Consider the following 17889-nt stretch of genomic DNA (forward strand, 5'->3'; position numbering starts at 1 on the left):
AAGCCGACCGCACCCACCCGGGGAACACGCGCACGGACGGCTCAATCCGACGATCATGATAGGGCCATTGGGGCGGCCATGTCCGCTGATTCCGCGCCCGGTCCATCCCGGTTTTCCTTGCGCCAGGGGCAATCCGGATTGCCCGAACGGGTGAACGCCGGGTCGTTGCCGGTCGCCGCGACCGCCCGGCAGGCTCGACGGCGAGCCCCGCCGCAGGCGAACCACGCCCGCGCGGCGCCCACACGGTCGAGAACGCTGGGGAGGGCAGGCGAGCAGATGCGCGAGCACGAGCACGACCTCGAGGCCGAACACCGCCCGGCGGCCGACCGCGGCCACGACGGCGAGGACCGCGCGCTGCTGGGCAAGGCGGCCGCGGCCGGTCGCCCCGACGTGCTCGGCGCGCCGGGACTGCTTGGCCTGCAACGCGCCGTCGGTAACGCGGGCGTCGGCGCCTTGGTGGAGGAGGAGCGCTCACCGGTGCACTCGGTCATCGGCTCCGGCGGCAGCCCGCTCGACGCCGGGACCCGCGCGGAGATGGAGGGCCGCTTCGGCGGCCAGGACTTCTCCGCGGTGCGCGTGCACACCGGCGGCGCGGCCACCGAGTCCGCGCGCTCGGTCAACGCACAGGCCTACACCGTCGGGTCCGACATCGTCTTCTCCGAGAGCCGCTACGACCCCGGTTCGGCCGAGGGCAAGCACATGCTGGCCCACGAGCTGACCCATGTGGTCCAACAGCGCTCCGGCCCGGTCGACGGGACCGAGGCGGGCGGCGGCGTGAAGGTCAGCGACCCGGGGGACCGGTTCGAGCGCGAGGCCGTCGCCAACGCCGACCGGGTGATGTCCGGCCCGGATCCGCACGCCCCGGTGCAACGACACGCAGGCGACGACACAGCCCACACAGCCCACACAGAGCACGCGGACCACACAGACCACGCCGATGACGCGCGGCAGCAGCAGGACGACGGGTCCGGCGCCGCGCTGCAACGGGCCGAGGAACCCGCGCCCGAGGAGGAAGAGGAAGAGGCACCCGCCGCGCAGACCTTCGTCCAACGGCAGGAGAGCGGCGAGGACTTCGCCGAGGAGGAGTGAGCGGGCGTGAAGGCGCCCGCTGAGCAGAGCGAGCCCGAGTCCCGCCGCCCCAGCGCCCTCGACCGGGGCACGCAACCCCGCTTGACGCAGCCAACACAGCCAACACAGTCGACACAGCCCGCCCAGGCCGCCCGGCTGCCCGCGGCGCGGCTGTCGGCGGTCTCCGCCCGGCGGCTGCAGCGCTCGGTCGGCAACCGCGCGGCGTCCAAGGTGCTCGGTCGACCCGCGGTGCAGCGGCTGGAGTCCGCGCCGGAGGCGGCCCCGCGCCCGCCCGCCGAGGCCGACCCGAGGTTCGCCTCGGTCGAGGCCGAGGTCCGCGGCAAGCAGAAGCAGGTCGCCGCGCACCCGCCCGCCACCGCCGAGGCCGCCGCGTCCCAGGCCGCCGCCGTCGCGCCGCCGGACGACAAACTGGCGCAGGGCAAGGCCGCCAACGCGGAGAAGATGAACGCGGCCAAGCCGGGGGAGTTCGACAAGGCCGCGTTCGTGCGCGCGGTCGAGCAGGCGATCGCCGCCCAGGCGCCCAAGAACCTCGACGACGCGGACAAGTTCGGCGAGTCCGGGAAGGCCGACGCGGTCAAGGGGCAGGTCCAGGGGCAGGTCGGTCAGGGCAAGGCGGCCTCGGCGGGTCCGATCGAGACGGCCACGAACGCGCCGCCCGACACCGCGGCGGCCGTGGACAAGCCGGTGACCCCGCTGGCCCCGGACCGCCCACCCGGCGCGCCCGCGCCACCGGACGCGGCGAAAGCGGTGCCGGAGAAGGCACCCGCGTCCGCGACGGACTTCTCCGCGGGCCCCAAGCAGGTCGACGGCGAGATGGCCGCCGCGCAGGTCACCGAGGACCAGCTCGCCAAGTCCAACGAGCCGGAGTTCACCGGGGCCTTGGCGGACAAGAAGGAGAACGAGCAGCACGCCGCGACCGCGCCGGGCAAGATCCGCGGCGCCGAGGCGGAGACGCTGGGCGCGGCCAAGGCCGGGGCCGCGCAGCAGGGCGCGGCGGCGATGGCCGGGTTGGCCGGTGCGCGTCAGGCCGCCGGGGGCCAGGTCACCGCGGAGAAGCAGGGCACCAAGAGCAAGGACGAGGCGCGGCGCGCACAGGTGACCGCGACCCTGCAGAAGGTGTTCGACGCGACCAAGACCGACGTCGAGGCGATCCTGTCCGGCCTGGACAAGAAGGTGGACGACGCGTTCACCGCGGGGGAGAAGGCCGCGCGCGACGCCTTCACCGCCGAGCACAAGCAGAAGATGGACGCGTTCAAGGACAAGCGGTACTCGGGCTTCACGGGGAAGCTGAAGTGGGTCAAGGACAAGTTCGCCGGACTGCCCGAGGAGGCGAACCAGATCTTCGTGTCCGCGCGGCAGGGCTACGTGACCCGGATGCGCGGGGTCATCTCCTCGGTCGCCGACACCATCGGCGGTGAGCTGAACCGGGCCAAGGCGCGCATCGCGACCGGTCGCGAGCAACTGCAGGCCGAGGTCCGCAAACTACCGGCGGATCTGCAGGCCCTGGGCAAGCAGGCCGCGGGGGACCTGGCCGGGAAGTTCGACGAGCTGACCGAGTCGGTCGACGCCAAGGGCACCGAACTGGTGCAGACCCTGGCGACGAAGTACAACGAGGCGCTCAAGTCCGTGGACGCGGAGATCGACGCGGAGAAGGAGAAGAACAAGGGCCTCGTCGCCAAGGCGGTCGGCGCGATCAAGGGTGTCATCGACACGATCCTCAAGCTCAAGGACCTCCTGCTCGGGATGCTCGCCAAGGCCGCGGCCGCGGTGATGGGGATCCTGCGCGACCCGATCGGCTTCCTCGGCAACCTGGTCTCCGCGGTCGGTGCCGGGCTGCGGGCGTTCCTCGGCAACATCGGCGAACACCTGAAGAAGGGCCTCGTCCGCTGGCTGCTGGGCGCGATGGCCGGGGCCGGGTTGCAGTTGCCCGCCAAGTTCGACCTGCGCGGCGTCATCATGATGATCGGCTCGCTGCTCGGCCTGACCTGGGCCGCCATCCGCGGCCGGATCCTCTCCCGCGGCGTCCCCGAACCCGCCATGGCCGCCGCCGAGGGCGCCGTCCCGGTCGCCCAGAAGCTCAAGGCCGAGGGCGTCGGCGGCATCTGGGAGACGATCAAGGAGAAGGCGGGCGACCTCAAGGCCGGGCTGTTCGGCAAGATCGCCACCTACCTCATCCCCACCATCCTCATCGCCGGTGTCACCACCCTCGTCTCGATGCTCAACCCCGCCTCGGCGTTCATCCGCGCGGTCAAGATGATCATCGACATCGTGACCTTCATCGTCACCCAAGGCGCCCAGATCATCGAGTTCGTCAACGCCGTCCTGGACGCCATAGTCGCCATCGCAGGCGGCGGCGCAGGCGGCGTCCCCGCCCTGATCGAGAACGCCCTCGCCCTCTCCATCCCCGTCCTCATCGGCGCCCTCGCCGCCATCCTCAACATCAGCGGCATCGCCGACAAGGTCAAGAAGATCATCCAATCCCTGTCCAAACCCGTCATGAAGGTCGTCGACTGGGTGGTCGACAAGATCGCCGGGGTAGCCAAGAAGCTCTGGGCCAAGCTCAAGGGCGCGGGCAAGAAGGTCAAGGACCGCTTCAGCAGACCGGCGGGTGCAGCGGGCACGCAGGCGCCCGATGGGCAGCGCCGAGCGATCGCCGAGGCCAACCAGATGCTGAGTAGGCGCCCTTCGCACGCGGACGCGACCTCTCGCCTGCCCGCGATCGCCAACCGGCACCACGTCCCGCTGCGATTGGTCGTGGAGACCCGTGCGCCGGATAGCGAGCGCGTCCACGTACAGACCATGTCCACCGAGTCCCACGACTTGCCCGCCCGTGATGAGAGGCTGGTCAACCTCGACGGTCTCATCGGCAAGGCCCGCGTCGACGGCCTCTGCGCCACCCTCGGCGAACCGGAGGTCCTCAAGCTCATCGACGCCATCAAGATCTACGGCGTTCAGAAGGTGGTGACGGGCTTGTCCGATAGTGCGGTGGCGAGCCTGCTCGGCCAGTTGGACGCCGCGCTGCTGCCGAAGATCTTCACCGGTAGGCAGACCTCGACCGGCCCCGCATTCGCCGATCTCATCGCCCAGTTCGGTGCCGCGGACGTCAACCTGCTCGCCGCCGCGCTGGGCGGCAAGCTCGCGCTGATCACCGCGTGGGACATGTTCCACTTCGATGCGCGCCACCAGGGTGACCTGGACGCGGGCAAGGGCGCTGTGGCCAGAAGCCTGCCCGCGCTGCTCGGCAAGACGGTCGCCGAGGTCCGCGCCATCCTGCTCGCCAGGGGCATGGCCCTGGTCGGGACCCGGCCCGACCACGAGATGTACAGCCACCCGGACCACTCGGTGGTGCGGATCAAGACCGGCCCGGCCGCGCACGGACCGTTCACCCCGTTCAACCACGTCGTCCTGGAGGTCACCAAGACCGCGGGTGACGTCAGCACCGACGCGGTGTTCGCCAAGGTCGTCGAGGGCGGCCAAGCGGTGCCCCAGGGCACGAAGGACTCGAAGGAGAAGCTCAGGCAGTGGTTCAAGGCCCGGTGCGGCAGGTTCCCCGACCTGCCCGAACTCGCTGCCATGATGGGCATGTGGGGTAAAGTCGGGCACATTCGGCTCCAGTAGCCCGAAGCGAGGTTCGAGTGCACTTCGACTACGACTTGGTGCCTGCGGTGGAGTTCACTTCGCAGGTGTTGGCCGACATGGCCGACCGCCTCGCCGACGAGGTGACCCATGGTTGGTCCGCCGACTTCTTCACCGTCTTCTCCGACGAGGACGACAGGGCGATGTACCTGCCCTACCTGCTGGAGCACGTGGGTGAGCCGGATTGGGTCAACGGCTACGTCAAGCTCGAGCCCTCGCGCGTGGTCTTGGGTGTGGTGCACGACGACGGGATCCGCCGCAGGTTGCACGGGTTCGCAGTCTGGTGCCTGGACCGGTGGCCCGACACCGTGCTGGAGTACTTCGGCGAGCAGGTCGCGGTGGACACGCTGCTGCCCCCCGAGGACTGACGCGCGAACTCGGCCGGACATGACGGTGCCCCGGTGAGCAGGAGCTCCCCAGAGCGGCGTTCCCCTAGCCGCTATCGCTGTTCCTGTCCAAACCCGTCATGAAAGCCGTCGACTGGGTGGTCGACAAGATCGCCGGGGTAGCCAAGAAGCTCTGGGCCAAGCTCAAGGGCGCGGGCAAGAAGGTCAAGGACCGCTTCAGCGGGAAGCCCGGCAGCGCCACCGATCGGCCGCCGCAGGTGCGGTTGCGCGCCGCGGTGCGCGAGGCCACCGCGCTGATGGGGCGACCGGACGCCACCACCGAGTCGGTGACCGCCGGGCTGGGGCCGATCCGCGAGCGGCACGCGCTCGCCGCGCTGGAACTCGACAGCGGGAGCGGGCACGACCGGAAGGTCACCGCGAAGATCAACCCCCAGCTCAGCAGCGACTCGCGCAAGATCCCCTCGCCCGACGAGCTGCGGGCGATCCGGGAGCACGCCCAGCGCGTCATCCAGCTGTGGCGGATCAACGGGGTCGGCGAGGTCTTCAAGGGCGCTGGCCGGGCCAAGCGCCGCGACATCCTGCTCGACGCGGGCGGCAGGTACAACTCCTACAGCAGGCCAGGTGGCGACGAGAACGCACCGAAGATCAACACCGGTGACCTGGTCGAGGTCGCGGCCGAACCGGGTCTGCGCCGCGTCGCCGCGGCGACCGGGTCCACCCTGCTGGTCAACCCGGCGCTCTACCTGGTCGACGCCGAGGGCGCGAAGCTCGGCGGCGACCTGGGCGAGCTGGACTTCCTGCTGCTGGGCAAGGAGCACGTGCGCGTCCTCAGCGCGAAGACCAACAGCCAGCAGTTCACGCCCAGCAAGGACACCAGGTCGCTCGACCTGTTCCGCACGATCCCGGACAACCCCGCCGCGTTCGACTTCGCGTCCAACTACCGGGGGTGGGGGCCGACCGGCAACATCTCGAACAAGTCCCGCACGGTCGGCGCCGCGGTGTTCAGCAAGGGGATGAGCCCGGTCCGGATCGACCGGTTCCGGGCCTACTATCTCAACCGGGAGCAGACCAAGACGGTCAGCGTCGAGCCGCTGCACCCGAAGGGCCAGGGCGAGGGCGATCGCGGGTACACGCTGCGGATGGACTTGGCCGACCTCGTCGAGCTCTACATCCGCGAGATCGCGAAAGGGCTGTGATGGGCTTCGACAACTGGCACATCGAGCGCTACCTGCGGGTGCGCGGGTACGACCAGCCGCTGCCGTTCGGCGCGCCGCCGGTGGTGCTCGGCGAGGTCGTCACCGCCCCGGAGCCGGTGTGGCGGGCCCTCGTCGCGACCGCGACCGCGCACGGCGCGCCGCCGGTGTTCGCCGACTGGGACTTCGACCACCCGCTCTCGGCCGCTCACGCCGCTGAACTCGGGCCCGCGCTGGGGCGGGTGCGCGACGCCGTCGTCGAATCGGGGCGGTTCGCCCAACCCGAAGACCTGGACGAGACCAAACCGGTGCCCGCCAAGGATGTGCTGCTGCTGCTCGGCGCGGTGTACGACCTGCTCGCGTTCGCGGTCCGACGCGAGGCCGCCATCGAGACCTGGACGGACTGACCGTTCGACACACGCTTCTGGACGTGGCGGTGCCCCGGTGAGCAGGAGCTCACCGGGGCACCGTTGTCCTAGCCGCTATCCCTGTCTACCCGCAACTCAGAGGGTGAGGGTCCAGGAGTTGATGTAGCCGGTGTCGTTGACGTACTGGTCGGCCACCCGCAGGTTCCAGGTGCCGTTCTTGTTCTCGGAGGACAGGTTGACCGTGTAGCTGCGGTTGATGTTGTCCGCCGAGCCGCCCGCGCGGTTGTGCAGGGTGTAGGTGCTGCCGTCCGGGGCGACCAGGGTGACGACCAGGTCGCCGATGTAGGTGTGCACGATGTTCACCGCGACGGTGGCCGTGGCCGAGGCCTGGCCGGTGCAGTTGGCGACGGTCACCGGGCTGGAGACGGTCGCGTTGTCGCGGATGGTGTAGTCGGCCGAGTTGGTGACCGGGCCGCAGCTGCCGCCGGTGGTGCCGACGGTGATGGTGAACGACGCGGTGCCGGTCTTGCCCGCCGAGTCGCGGGCGCTGAGGGTGACGTTCGCGGTGGCCGCGGCGGTCGGGGTGCCGGAGATGGTGCCGGTCGAGGAGCTGATCGATAGGCCCGCGGGCAGCCCGGTGGCCGACCAGGTGTACGGCGAGGTGCCGCCGGTGGCCGAGTTGGTCAGGTTGAACGCCTGGCCGACGGTGGCGCTCTGGTTGCCCGGGTTGGCCACGGTGACGTCACCGGGGGTGCCGGTGTTGAGGAAGCTGATGTTGAGCAGTCGGTTGGGCGAGCCGGTGCCGATGCTGGTCAGCTTGTTGGCGCTGGAGTTGTTCACCAGCGCGGTCTGCACCTGCGCCGAGGTGGCGGAGGGGTTCTTGCCCAGGTAGACCGCCGCCGCGCCCGCGGTGTGCGGGGAGGCCATCGAGGTGCCGGTCATCGTGGCGGTACCGGTGTTGCTGGAGTACGACGCCGAGATGATGCTGGTGCCCGGCGCGAAGATGTCCAGGCAGGAGCCGTAGTTGCTGGTCGAGTTGCGCACGTCGGTGGAGTTCGAGTTGCCGACGTTGATGGCCTCGGGAACCCGCTGCGGGCTGTAGTAGCAGGCGTCGTCGCTGGAGTTGCCCGCCGCCTGGACCCACTGCACGCCGCTGGCAACGAGGGCCTTCACCGCGTTGTCCAGCGAGTTGTCGGTGCAGCGCTGCTGGCAGCCGATGCTGTAGTTGACGACCGCGGGCTTCACGGCGTTGTTCCGGATCCAGTTGATGCCCGCGATGATGTCGTCGTTGGCGCCCGAGCCCTGGCAGTTGAGCACCCGGACCGCGGAGATGGTGGCCTTCTTGGCCACGCCGTAGGTGGTGCCCGCCGCGGTGCCCGCGACGTGCGTGCCGTGGCCGTGGCAGTCGGTCGGGCTGCTGTCGCCGTCGACGAAGTCGTAGCCCGCGGCCATCCGGCCGGAGAACTCCTGGTGGTTGGCGTTGATGCCGGAGTCCATGATGTACACCCGCACGCCCTGGCCGGGGTTGCTCGGGTAGGTGAACGACCGGTCCAGCGGCAGGCTCGCCTGGTCGATGCGGTCGTCGCCCCAGTTGGGCGGGTTGGTCTGGGTGTCGGTCAGCTTCATCGTGGTGACCTGCTGCACGTAGGCCACGGCCGGGTCCTTGGCGACCTTCGCGGCCTCGGCGGCGCTCATCTTGGCCGAGTAGCCGTTGAGGCCCGCGTCGTAGGTGTGCCGGATCTGGCCGCCGTAGCGCTGGGTCAGCGAGGTCGCCGAGGCGCTCACCGACGCGATGCCCTGGCCCTGGGACTTGAAGGCCACGATGTAGCGGTCGGCGACGGCGTCGGCCGACCCGGCGTTGACGATGGCGACGGCGGAGTCCTGCGCGGCGAGCAGCGGGGGTGCGACCACGACGGCCGCACCGGCGACGGCGGCGACGGAGACGGCGACCACCGCGGATCTGCGCGATAGGCGAATCTTCATGTTCTTGTCGGTTCCTTCTTCAGCAGGGTCGGAGCCGAACGGTCCACATTGCCCTCACGGCGGACCGAACTCTGGGAACAGTGCAATTCCCCCAATTGGGATACAAGGCGCACTCTTTCCCTGTGAACCTTCCGCTGTGAAGGTCCTGGTGGCAGGCGTGGACGCGCCTTCACAGCGGAACGTTCACAGATCCTCACAGCCTGAGAAACAGACAATTCAATTCACTGTATTGCCTGGTGGTGGCCACATACACCGAAGTGCGGACCCCGGGTCGTTCACAAGGAGGACGCTCGCCTGCCTGCGCCATGGTTACCGTCGGTTCCGCTGCGTGACAAGGGGGAGTCGCATGGGGCGGATCGGGAGTCTCGACGTGCTGCGCGGGGTGGCCATCCTGGGCACCTTCGGCACGAACGTATGGATCTTCAGCAGTCCGGCGGGACTCGCCGCGGTGCTCGGCGGGGGAGGGCCGCTCGAATCCGGTCTGCGCGCGCTGAGCAACGGCAAGTTCCTGGCGCTGCTGTCTGTCCTGTTCGGTGTCGGCCTCGCCATCCAGCACGCGTCCGCGGTGCGCCGCGGCGCACGCTGGCCCGGCCGGTACCTGTGGCGCTGCGCTTTGCTGTTCGTCGAAGGCGCGCTGCACTACATACTGGTCTTCGAGTTCGACGTGCTCATGTTCTACGCCATCATCGCGGTCGTCTGCGCTTTCGTGGTTGGCCGCAGCGCCAAGGTGATCCGCGGCTGGATGATCGCCGCGGGCGCGCTGCACGTGACCGTGGTCGGCCTGCTCACCTTGGCGCTGTTCGGTTCCGGCCTCGACGGCGGCGGACCGACCGACACCTCGAGTTGGCGCGCGCAAGTCGCGTTCCGGGTGGACCACGTCCTGGCGCTGCGGTCCGAGGGCGTGCTCGTGCTCCCGCTCGGCGTGGTGCTGTTCCTCGCGGGGGCCCAACTGCTGCGCGCGGGCGCTCTGGAGAAGTCTGCGCGCGGCCACGGTGTCCGGCGGCGGCTGATCGGCTGGGGACTCGGCGTCGGCGTGCCGCTCAACGCCCTCACCGCTTTCGGCGGCACCGACTGGGCGCTGGTGGACCGCTACCTGTGCGCGCCGCTGGTCGCGTTCGGTCTGCTCGGCGGCATCACCGCACTGGTGCACCGACTGGGGGAGCGGACCGGCCCACTGCGACAGGGTTTGACCGCGGTGGGCCGGTGCGCCCTCTCCTGCTACATCGCGCAGAACGTGCTCGCGTCGGTCCTCTGCTACCGCTGGGGGCTCGGAATCACCGGCGGTCCACTATGGACCATCGGGTGCTTCGCCCTGGTGTCGACCACGGTGCTGATCGGCGCCTGGCTGTGGCTGCGCCGGTTCCCGCGCGGCCCGGTGGAGATGGTGTGGGACTTCGCCTACCGGGCCCCGAGCAGGCTCAGCTCACGCAGAACTCGTTGCCTTCCGGATCGGTCAGCGTGATCCAGAAGTGCGGCCCCTGCTTGCCCTCGTGCAACCGGGTCGCGCCCCGGGCGACCAGCGCCTCCACCGCGGCGGTGACGTTCTCCCGCCCGACCCACACGTCCAGGTGCACCCGGTTCTTCACCGTCTTCACCTCCGGCACCCACTGGAACAGCACGCGGCGCCGGGTCCCGGTCCTCGGGTCGTCCGGGTGCTGCACGGCCGCGCCGATCCGCCAGACCAGGACGCCGTTGTGCCGGGTGGTCTCCTCGTCGGTGGCGTACCCCTGCGCGATCATGCTCCGGATGAAGTCCTCGTCGGAGGGCTCGACGATCCAACCGAGGGTCTCGGCCCACCAGTCGGCGAGCGCGTGCGGGGTGTTGCTGTCGACGACGACCTGGAAAGCGTGTGGACTCATGCCGCCCACCCTAAATCCACTTCCGGACAGCTTCAGTCCTAAGAGGCTCAGCCCGCGGAGAGCAGCGTGTGGCTCGGCAGCACGCCGAAAGCCTCGCGGTAGTACCCGGTGAACCGCCCGGCGTTCAAGAACCCCCACCGCGCCGCGACCGCCGTGACCGTGGTCTGACCTGGGGAGGCCGCGGTGAGCTCGCTGTGCGCGTGGTCGAGCCGCACCTGCCGCAGGTAGGCCAGCGGCGTGGTGTCCAGGTGGCGGCGGAACGCCAGTTGCACGGCCCGCACGGTCACCCGCGCCGCCCCCGCGACCTCGGCCAGGGTGACCTCGCCCGCCGCGTTCTCCTCCAGGTACGCGATCGCCCGGCGCAGCGTCGGCGGGTGGGCGTCGTGCCGGTCCAGCCCGGTCGGCTCCAGCACCACGGTGCTCGGGAAGGTGCTCAACGCCGTCGCCGCGAGCAGTCGGGCCGAGGTGGACAGCACCAGCGCGGACGCCGTGTCGCCGGTGAGCACGTTCTCGACCAGGTACTCGACCGTGCGCCGCCACCGCAGGGCCGCCGCCGCGCTCACCGGCCGGAACCCGGTGAACCGCGGGCTCCCACCCGCGACCTCCCCGAACAGGTCCGGGTCGAAGGTGACCGTGCGCAGTCGCGCCCGCCACGCCCTGGCCTCGAAGCGCTCACCCGGCCGCGCGTGCACCAGCACGTCACCCGGGATCAGCCGGGCGTGGTCGTCGACCAGGGTCCGCTCGGCCAGCCCCGCGTGCAGCTCCACGATCACCGGCCCCGGCGCCTGGGCGCTGAACACCAGGTCCAGCGGCAGGTGCAGGTCGTCGACGGTGAACCGGCCGCCCTCGGCGCGCCAGTGCCGCAGCGGCCCACCGGCGATCTCGCTGACCCGCAGGTCGTGGTCGAGGCGCTCGACCAGGTACTGGTGCGCCAGGTCCAGGTCCTCGGTCTCGAACCGGGTCCTGGCCAGCGGGATCGCCGCCCCGGCCGGGTGCTGACCGCTCGCCTGCCCCGTGCTGGTCATCGCTCGCCTCCGGCCGCGCTGGTGGACGTCCGGTCCGGGCGTCGTCCCCTCCGGCTACCCCGGATCGCCCCGGTTATCCCCGATTCGCTCGATCCGACCCGCCGAGCCTGGGAGCGGGCTGTGGAACCCATGAGTTGGCTGTGCGGATGCCCCGTTCGCTCGGATGGGGGAGCCCGGTGGCCGACCCTCGGGGGGCAAGCGAACCCCACCGCGAGGCAGGAACCATGACGATCACCAGCATCTCCGGCGCGCAGAGCACCGCGACGCCCCAGCGGTCGGAGGGCACCCAGCGCTCCGACTCGATGCGCAAGGCCTTCCAGGCCGCCGCCACCGCCCTGGGCATGAGCACCGACGACCTGCGCGGCGCCCTCGGCGACGGCGAGACGCTCTCGACCCTGGCCAGGAGCAAGGGCGTCAGCGAGTCGACCCTCACCGACGCCATCACCAGCGCGGTCGGCACGACCTCGGGCGCGGAGGTCGCCCAGCGCCTGCTCGCGGGCCCCGGTGGCCACGGCGGCCCGGGTGGCCCCGGTGGTCACGGTGGCCCGCCCCCGCCGCCGCGCGACTCCCGGGTGGACAGCGCGCTCAGCGCCGTCGCCGACTCGCTGGGCATCAGCGACGAGGACCTGGAGGACGAGCTGACCTCCGGCACGTCGCTCACCGACGTCGCCGCGGCCAAGGGCATGGACGCCGCCACCCTCAAGGCCACCATCACCGACGCCATCAGCGCGGCCGACTCCACGCTGTCGGCCGACGCGGTCAGCGAGCTCGCCGACCGGATCATCCAGGGCCCGCCCGAGCCGGAGCAGGACAACACCACCGACCGCCAGGCCTTCGACCTGTCCCTGAGCTCGTACGACACCGCGACCGTCAGCTCGCAGGCGCTGGCCAGCCTGTACTCGCAGCAGTCCACCGCGGCCACCGCGGGCACCCTGTCCTGGGCCTGAGGAGGTCGTGGGCCTGCCAGGTGCGACGCACGTCATGCGCGGGGACCCCCACCGCGGACGTAGCATCGGTTCTCTACACAGAACTGAGGGAGACTCGATGGCGACCTCCAGCGCACGGGTGCTGACCGACCGGCCCGGCCGATACGCCAAGCAGTTGGCCGCGCACATGGCCCGCAAGATCGAGACCAGCTGGGACGCCGACGCCGGGGTCGGTGAGCTGCGCTTCGCCGCGGGCACCTCCAGCCTGCGCGCGGAGTCCGACGCGCTGGTGCTGGTCGTCGAGGGCGCCGAGGCCGACCTCGAGCAGTTGGAGGCCGTCGTCGGCAAGCACCTGGTCCGCTTCGGCGCGAAGGACGAGCTGGTCGTGGCCTGGACCAGGGACAGCGGCGAGCCGGGCACCCAGTGGCGCAACGACGGCGACTGAGTCACCCGGTCCGCTGACGCCGCTCAAGGCCCCCCGGTGCGGCGGTCGATGACCAGGACATGCGCAAGCTCGTCCTCCTCGCGGTCATCGCCGCCGTCACCGCCGCGTGCTCCTCGGGCACCCCGTCCGGACAGGCGACGGCCCCGACGACCACCCCGGCCGCCGCCGCACCCACCGTCGATGAGATCGGTTGTCTGACAACCGGCGGCCCGAGCACGACGGCCAACCCGGCCCCCGCTGTCCCGACCACCACGACGCAGGGCCTGCGGGCGGCGCCGAGACTGGCGGGCAGCGCGGCGGTGCTGACCGAGATCGAGCACGAGCTCAACAGCTACGAGAAGTCCGACTACCAGCACACCACCACAATCGACCCCACCGCAGGCACCTACATCGTCGACTGCTCGGGCTGGGGCAACGTCCTGCTGCGCACCGCCGCCTGCGACGCCTATGGCGACCTCGTGCGCGCTGCGAACGCGGCCAGGAAGACCACGTTCAGCACCAGCTGCGACCTCACCAAAACCCCCGTAGAACACGGCCCCTACGCCGTCGACTGGGCGACCATGCTCTCGGCACTGACCCCCGGCGCGAGCAACGGCCACTGGACCCGAGTAGCCAAAGTCCCCGACCTCGTCCCCGGCGACATCGTCACCTACGCCCTAGGCCCCGGCGCCTCCGACACCGGCCACGTCATGTTCGTCGCGGGAAAGCCCTACCAGGGCACCAACACCTCCCAATGGACCATCCCGATCGCCGACTCCACCGCCTTCCAACACGGCCCCACCGACAGCCGCAAGGGCAACCCCCGCAACGTCGACGGCAAAGGCATCGGCACCGCCGAAATAGCCCTGGTCGTTGACGGTGACACGGCCCCGACCAACCAGTTCCTCTGGTACCCAACGGCCGACCACCTCGACACCGTCCCCGCGCCGGTGCTGCTGGGCCACCTCACCTGACCCACCCGCCTCGGCAGCCTGTACGAGCTCCCTGCTCGGCGACACATGGTTGTCACAAGGTGCAGGGAGGCCCGGACAAGCCAGCAGCCCTACCCCGATCGCATTGCCCACCCCGCGCTCTTCGGAGTCGTCGGTGCCAACTGCTCGATGGGGCGGACTTGTTTTGCGTGGGGGGACGGTACCCGTAGCGTTTCCTCGCGGCAGAGCCATGCTTTTCGGCCCCTGCTTTGCGGACCTGCCACGGGTGTCGTAGGGGCCCCGCGCAAAGGAAGTCCGCCCCATCGAGCCCACCGGACCACCAGGGATCGGGCCGCGAGGTTGCCGCCAGGCAACGAGCAGGACCCTTCAACGGCGAAGCCGAACCCCGAGACCGATACGTCGGTTGGACCTCGCGTGACAGACTCGACAAACTGACCACGCGAGACAGACCAGCAGGCCGCTGCTCAGCTGGCCGGCGTGATCCCCGTGTACTCCTCAGCCAAGCTCGTCGCCGCTGCCCGTGAGGACACAATGCCGCGCAGTCGAGCTACCTGAAGCTGCGTGTCGAACTCTGACTGGCCCGGCACCACGTGCAGCGTCGTGGTCATGAAGTGGGAGAACTGCTCCGCCCGCCACACCCGTCGCAAACAGCTGTCGGAGTAGGCATCCAGCAGGTCAGCCGACCCCGTGCGGTGACGCTCGGCGAGGCTGGCGGCCAGCAAGACCACATCAGCAACAGCAAGGTTGAGCCCCTTGGCGCCGGTGGGAGGCACAATATGACCAGCGTCCCCAGCCAGGAACAGGTTGCCGTGGCGGAGAGTGGGGGCCACCCAGGCTCGCATCGGCAGGACCGATTTGGCTGTGATCGGGCCCCGGTTCGGTTGGTGGTCACCGAAGCGGCGGGCCAGTTCTGACCAGATTCGGTCGTCTGGCCACGCGGCGGGGTCTTCCCCGTTGTCGACCTGCAGGTACATCCGGCTGACCGAGGGTGAGCGCATGCTGGCCAGGGCGAACCCGCGGCGGGAGTGTGCGTACACCAGCTCGTGGTGCATCGGCGGTGCGTCGGCCAGGATGCCGAGCCAGGAGTGGGGGAAGGACAGCTCGTATCCGGTGCCGGGGACCAGTGGTCGGGTGATGCCGTGGAACCCGTCGCAGCCCACTATGTAGTCGCAGGTCAGGGTTTGGTCGCCGTAGTGGATTGTGGGGCGGCCGTCCAGATCGGACACCGCGGTGACCGGGGTGTCGAACAGCAGCGGTAGGCCGTCGGCGATCCGCAGGGCTATGAGGTCCTTGACGACCTCGGTCTGCGCGTAGATCCACACCCGGGCTCCGGTCGTGCCGAGGAAGTCGACCCGGTGGGCTGTGCCGTCGAACACGAGGTCGATGCCGTCGTGCGCGATCCCCTCCCGCTCCAGCCGGTCCGCCGCCCCGGCAGTGCGCAGGGCGTCCACAGTGGCCTGTTCCAGGATGCCCGCCCGCTGCCGCTGCTCGACGTGCGCGCGGTCGCGGCTCTCGAACACCACGGCGTCGATTCCGGCCCGGTGCAGCAACCTGCCCAGCAGCAGTCCCGCCGGTCCGGCGCCGATGATCCCGACGAGCATGCTCACCCCAGTACCCGTTGTGCGACGGCGAAAGCGGCGTTGGCGGCGGGCACGCCGCAGTAGATCGCCGACTGGAGCAGGACCTCGCCGATCTCCTCACGGGTCAGCCCGTTGCGCAGTGCCGCCCGCACGTGCATGGCGAGCTCGTCGTGGTGGCCGAGCGCGACCATCGCCATCAGCGTGATGCAGCTGCGGGTGCGCCGGTCCAGGCCGGGGCGGGTCCAGATCTCGCCCCACGCGTACCGGGTGATCAGGTCCTGGAACGCCGCGGTGAACGGGGTCGTCGCCGCGACCGCCCGGTCGACGTGCTCGTCACCCAGGACCTCGCGCCGCACCCGCATCCCCGCCGACCCGGTGTCGTCCAGGAACGCCAGCAGGGCCGCGGTCACCGCCTCCGGTCGGTCGACCCCCGCGAGGTGCGCGGCACCGCTGATCTCGGCGAGGTTCGCGTTCGGGATGCCGTCGACGAGCTCACGCGCGTGCGCGGGCGGTGTGGCCGGGTCGGCCCGGCCAGCCACGACCAGCGTGGGCGCCTGGATATCCGCCAACCGATCCCGAATGTCGAACGTGGACAGAGCGTCACAGCACGCCGCGTAACCAGCGGTGTCCACGGTGGTCAAATCCTCGACCAGTCGAGCTCCCAGCGCGGACCTCGCCGTCTCCGGGTCGGCGAACCATCGGGCCAAGGTCGGCTCCACCAGCGATGCCGTGCCCTCGGCGCGCACGAATGCCGCCCGGTCCCGCCATTGCTGCGGATCGCCGAACCGCGCCGTCGTGCACACCAGCGCCAAACACCCCACCCGCTCCGGGGCGATCAAGGCCAAAGTGGACCCAACGGCGCCACCAAGTGAGATTCCCGCGTAGTGAAACCGCTGCCACTCAAGCGAATCCGCAAGGCGCAGCACCAGGTGCGCCAAATCCTCCACAGTGGATCCGGCGGGAAGTGGCGGCGTGCCGCCGTGCCCCGGCAGCTCGAACCGTGCGACCCGGAACCGCCGCGCCAACGCGGGAATCTGCGGGTCCCACACCGCCGACGTCGTGCCCACGGACGGGCCGAGGATCAGCGGTGGACCGTCGGCGGGACCGTCCAACCGGAACGCCAGGTCAGGGGAAGTCAAAGAACACCGTCTCCCGCTCGCCCTGCAACCGGATGTCGAACCGGTACACGCCCGCGCGTTCGCGTTGTGCGAGCAGCGTACCCAGCCGACCCTCGGGCAGGTCGGGGAACTGCGCGCGCAGGCCCTCGGCGTGCTCGGGCAGGTAGATCCGGGTGTGCAGGTGGTGCAACAAGCCGCGGGCGAACACCGCGACTGCCAGGTAGGGCACCGCGCCCGGCCGGTGCGGGCCCGGCGCGACGGTGCGCACCGCCCAGTGCCCGTCGGCGTCGGTGGGCACCCGGCCGAACCCGGTGAACGCCGTGCCGTCGCGGCCGACGACCGCGCTGGTCACCTGGTCGTGTCGCAGCGAGCCGGGGGCGCCCGCGAGCGAGCCGTCCCGGTCGGCCTGCCAGATCTCGACCAGCGCGTCCGGGATCGGGCTGCCCGCGCCGTCGAGCACCAGGCCGTGCACGGTGATCGGGTCCGGCTCGCCGTCCACGGCGATGCGCGCGCCGCCGGGGAAGGGCAGCGCGTAGCCGAAGAACGGGCCGACGGTCTGCGCCGGGGTCGGTGGCAACCGGTCGGGGTCGGCGGGGGACGGGTGTGCGGGAGGGGTCATCGATCCTCGAACAGCGTGCGGGACGGTCCACCCAAGACGATGTCCCAGCGGTAGCCCAATGTCCACTCGGGCAGCGACAGCTGGTGGTCGTAGCGGGCCACCAGCCGGTCGCGCGCGGCCTGGTCGGTCACCGACCGCAGCACCGGGTCGTAGGGGAACAGCGGGTCGCCCGGGAAGTACATCTGGGTCACCATGCGCTGGGTGAACGCGGTGCCGAACAGCGAGAAGTGGATGTGCGCGGGTCGCCACGCGTTGAGGTGGTTGCGCCACGGGTAGGCGCCGGGCCGGATCGAGGTGAAGGAGTACTCACCGTCACCGTCGGTCAGGCACCGGCCGAAGCCGGTGAAGTTCGGGTCCAGCGGCGCCGGGTGCTGGTCGAGGTCGTGCGCGTAGCGGCCCGCGGCGTTGGCCTGCCAGATCTCCACCAGCTGGCCCGCCATCGGGCGCCCGGTGCGGTCGAGCACCCGGCCGGTGACGGTGATCCGCTGACCGGCTGGCTCCCCGGTCTGCCCCAGCGTGAGGTCGTTGTCCAGCGCCGACACGTCGGTCACGCCGAACACCGGCCCGGTCAGCTCCACCGCTTCCGGGTCCACGACCGGCAGCGGCGCGTGCCGGGGGTGGCGCAGCGCGCTGCTGCGGTAGGGCGGGTAGTCCCGGTTCGGGTGGTGCGGGTCGGGCGGGCCGACCCGGTCGGCGGCGGCCATCGCCGCGTCGATCTCCCGTTGGGTCGCACCGTCGCGGATCGATGTCCGCGGTGACCTGCTCATCG

The 17889-nt window shown here is 70.7% G+C and carries 16 protein-coding genes; 9 read left to right on the forward strand and 7 right to left on the reverse strand.

Features of this window, described 5'->3' with window-relative positions; genetic code table 11:
* Positions 1-276 precede the first annotated feature (276 nt).
* From LV75_RS19820 to LV75_RS19840, 5 genes are all read left to right on the forward strand, one after another.
* A complete protein-coding gene (locus LV75_RS19820; protein WP_253888442.1) occupies positions 277-1089 on the forward strand; it encodes an eCIS core domain-containing protein in 813 nt (270 codons plus the stop codon).
* Between the two features lie 6 nt (positions 1090-1095).
* Positions 1096-4707 carry a phage tail protein gene (locus LV75_RS19825; protein ID WP_253888443.1) on the forward strand — a complete coding sequence of 1204 codons (3612 nt, stop codon included), beginning with the start codon at positions 1096-1098 and terminating at the stop codon, positions 4705-4707.
* A gap of 17 nt (positions 4708-4724) precedes the next feature.
* Positions 4725-5093: a hypothetical protein gene (locus LV75_RS19830; protein ID WP_253888444.1), complete on the forward strand. Its 369-nt coding sequence runs from the start codon at positions 4725-4727 to the stop codon at positions 5091-5093.
* 98 nt (positions 5094-5191) lie between these two features.
* Positions 5192-6268, forward strand: coding sequence for a hypothetical protein (locus LV75_RS19835; RefSeq protein ID WP_253888445.1), 1077 nt, complete (start codon positions 5192-5194; stop codon positions 6266-6268).
* On the forward strand, positions 6268-6672 hold the full coding sequence (locus LV75_RS19840) for a hypothetical protein (RefSeq protein WP_253888446.1): 405 nt from the start codon (positions 6268-6270) through the stop codon (positions 6670-6672). Before LV75_RS19835 ends, LV75_RS19840 begins: the two co-directional genes overlap by 1 nt.
* Positions 6673-6768: 96 nt before the next feature.
* Here LV75_RS19840 and LV75_RS19845 read toward each other — a convergent pair whose 3' ends face one another.
* Positions 6769-8616, reverse strand: coding sequence for a S8 family peptidase (locus tag LV75_RS19845; RefSeq protein ID WP_253888447.1), 1848 nt, complete (start codon positions 8614-8616; stop codon positions 6769-6771).
* Between the two features lie 346 nt (positions 8617-8962).
* On the opposite strand from LV75_RS19845, the gene LV75_RS19850 reads away from it, so the two are divergent.
* Complete coding sequence (locus LV75_RS19850; RefSeq protein ID WP_253888448.1) at positions 8963-10078, forward strand: DUF418 domain-containing protein; 1116 nt, start codon at positions 8963-8965, stop codon at positions 10076-10078.
* On the opposite strand, the gene LV75_RS19855 is transcribed toward LV75_RS19850, so the two are convergent.
* The gene (locus tag LV75_RS19855) at positions 10035-10475 is read right to left on the reverse strand and encodes a VOC family protein (RefSeq protein WP_253888449.1); all 441 of its coding nucleotides are present in this window, start codon (positions 10473-10475) and stop codon (positions 10035-10037) included. The two genes, LV75_RS19850 and LV75_RS19855, sit on opposite strands and share 44 nt — an antisense overlap.
* Before the next feature lie 47 nt (positions 10476-10522).
* On the reverse strand, positions 10523-11500 hold the full coding sequence (locus LV75_RS19860; protein ID WP_253888450.1) for a helix-turn-helix transcriptional regulator: 978 nt from the start codon (positions 11498-11500) through the stop codon (positions 10523-10525).
* A 224-nt stretch (positions 11501-11724) separates the two neighbouring features.
* Between LV75_RS19860 and LV75_RS19865 the strand changes: the two genes are divergently transcribed.
* The 3 genes from LV75_RS19865 (at position 11725) to LV75_RS19875 (ending at position 13824) form a co-directional block, all read left to right on the forward strand.
* Entirely contained in the window at positions 11725-12447 is a 723-nt protein-coding gene (locus LV75_RS19865; protein ID WP_253888451.1) for a hypothetical protein, read from the forward strand.
* Positions 12448-12544: 97 nt separating this feature from the next.
* Positions 12545-12871 (forward strand): DUF2218 domain-containing protein, encoded by a 327-nt coding sequence (locus tag LV75_RS19870; RefSeq protein WP_253888452.1) that lies wholly within the window; start codon positions 12545-12547, stop codon positions 12869-12871.
* 59 nt (positions 12872-12930) lie between these two features.
* Entirely contained in the window at positions 12931-13824 is an 894-nt protein-coding gene (locus tag LV75_RS19875; RefSeq protein WP_253888453.1) for a hypothetical protein, read from the forward strand.
* A gap of 443 nt (positions 13825-14267) precedes the next feature.
* On the opposite strand, the gene LV75_RS19880 is transcribed toward LV75_RS19875, so the two are convergent.
* The 4 genes from LV75_RS19880 to pcaH are packed head-to-tail and all read right to left on the reverse strand — an operon-like array spanning position 14268 to position 17887.
* Positions 14268-15404: a 4-hydroxybenzoate 3-monooxygenase gene (locus LV75_RS19880; RefSeq protein ID WP_253888535.1), complete on the reverse strand. Its 1137-nt coding sequence runs from the start codon at positions 15402-15404 to the stop codon at positions 14268-14270.
* A 2-nt stretch (positions 15405-15406) separates the two neighbouring features.
* Positions 15407-16522 (reverse strand): bifunctional 3-oxoadipate enol-lactonase/4-carboxymuconolactone decarboxylase PcaDC, encoded by a 1116-nt coding sequence (pcaDC, locus tag LV75_RS19890; RefSeq protein WP_443612908.1) that lies wholly within the window; start codon positions 16520-16522, stop codon positions 15407-15409.
* On the reverse strand, positions 16509-17120 hold the full coding sequence (gene pcaG / locus LV75_RS19895) for a protocatechuate 3,4-dioxygenase subunit alpha (RefSeq protein WP_253888454.1): 612 nt from the start codon (positions 17118-17120) through the stop codon (positions 16509-16511). The genes pcaDC and pcaG overlap by 14 nt, the downstream gene beginning before the upstream one ends.
* Positions 17117-17887, reverse strand: coding sequence for a protocatechuate 3,4-dioxygenase subunit beta (pcaH, locus tag LV75_RS19900; RefSeq protein WP_372504199.1), 771 nt, complete (start codon positions 17885-17887; stop codon positions 17117-17119). Before pcaH ends, pcaG begins: the two co-directional genes overlap by 4 nt.
* Between the last annotated feature and the right edge of the window lie 2 nt (positions 17888-17889).

The organism is Actinokineospora diospyrosa, assembly GCF_024171925.1.
In the GTDB taxonomy this organism is placed as follows: Bacteria; Actinomycetota; Actinomycetes; order Mycobacteriales; family Pseudonocardiaceae; genus Actinokineospora; species Actinokineospora diospyrosa.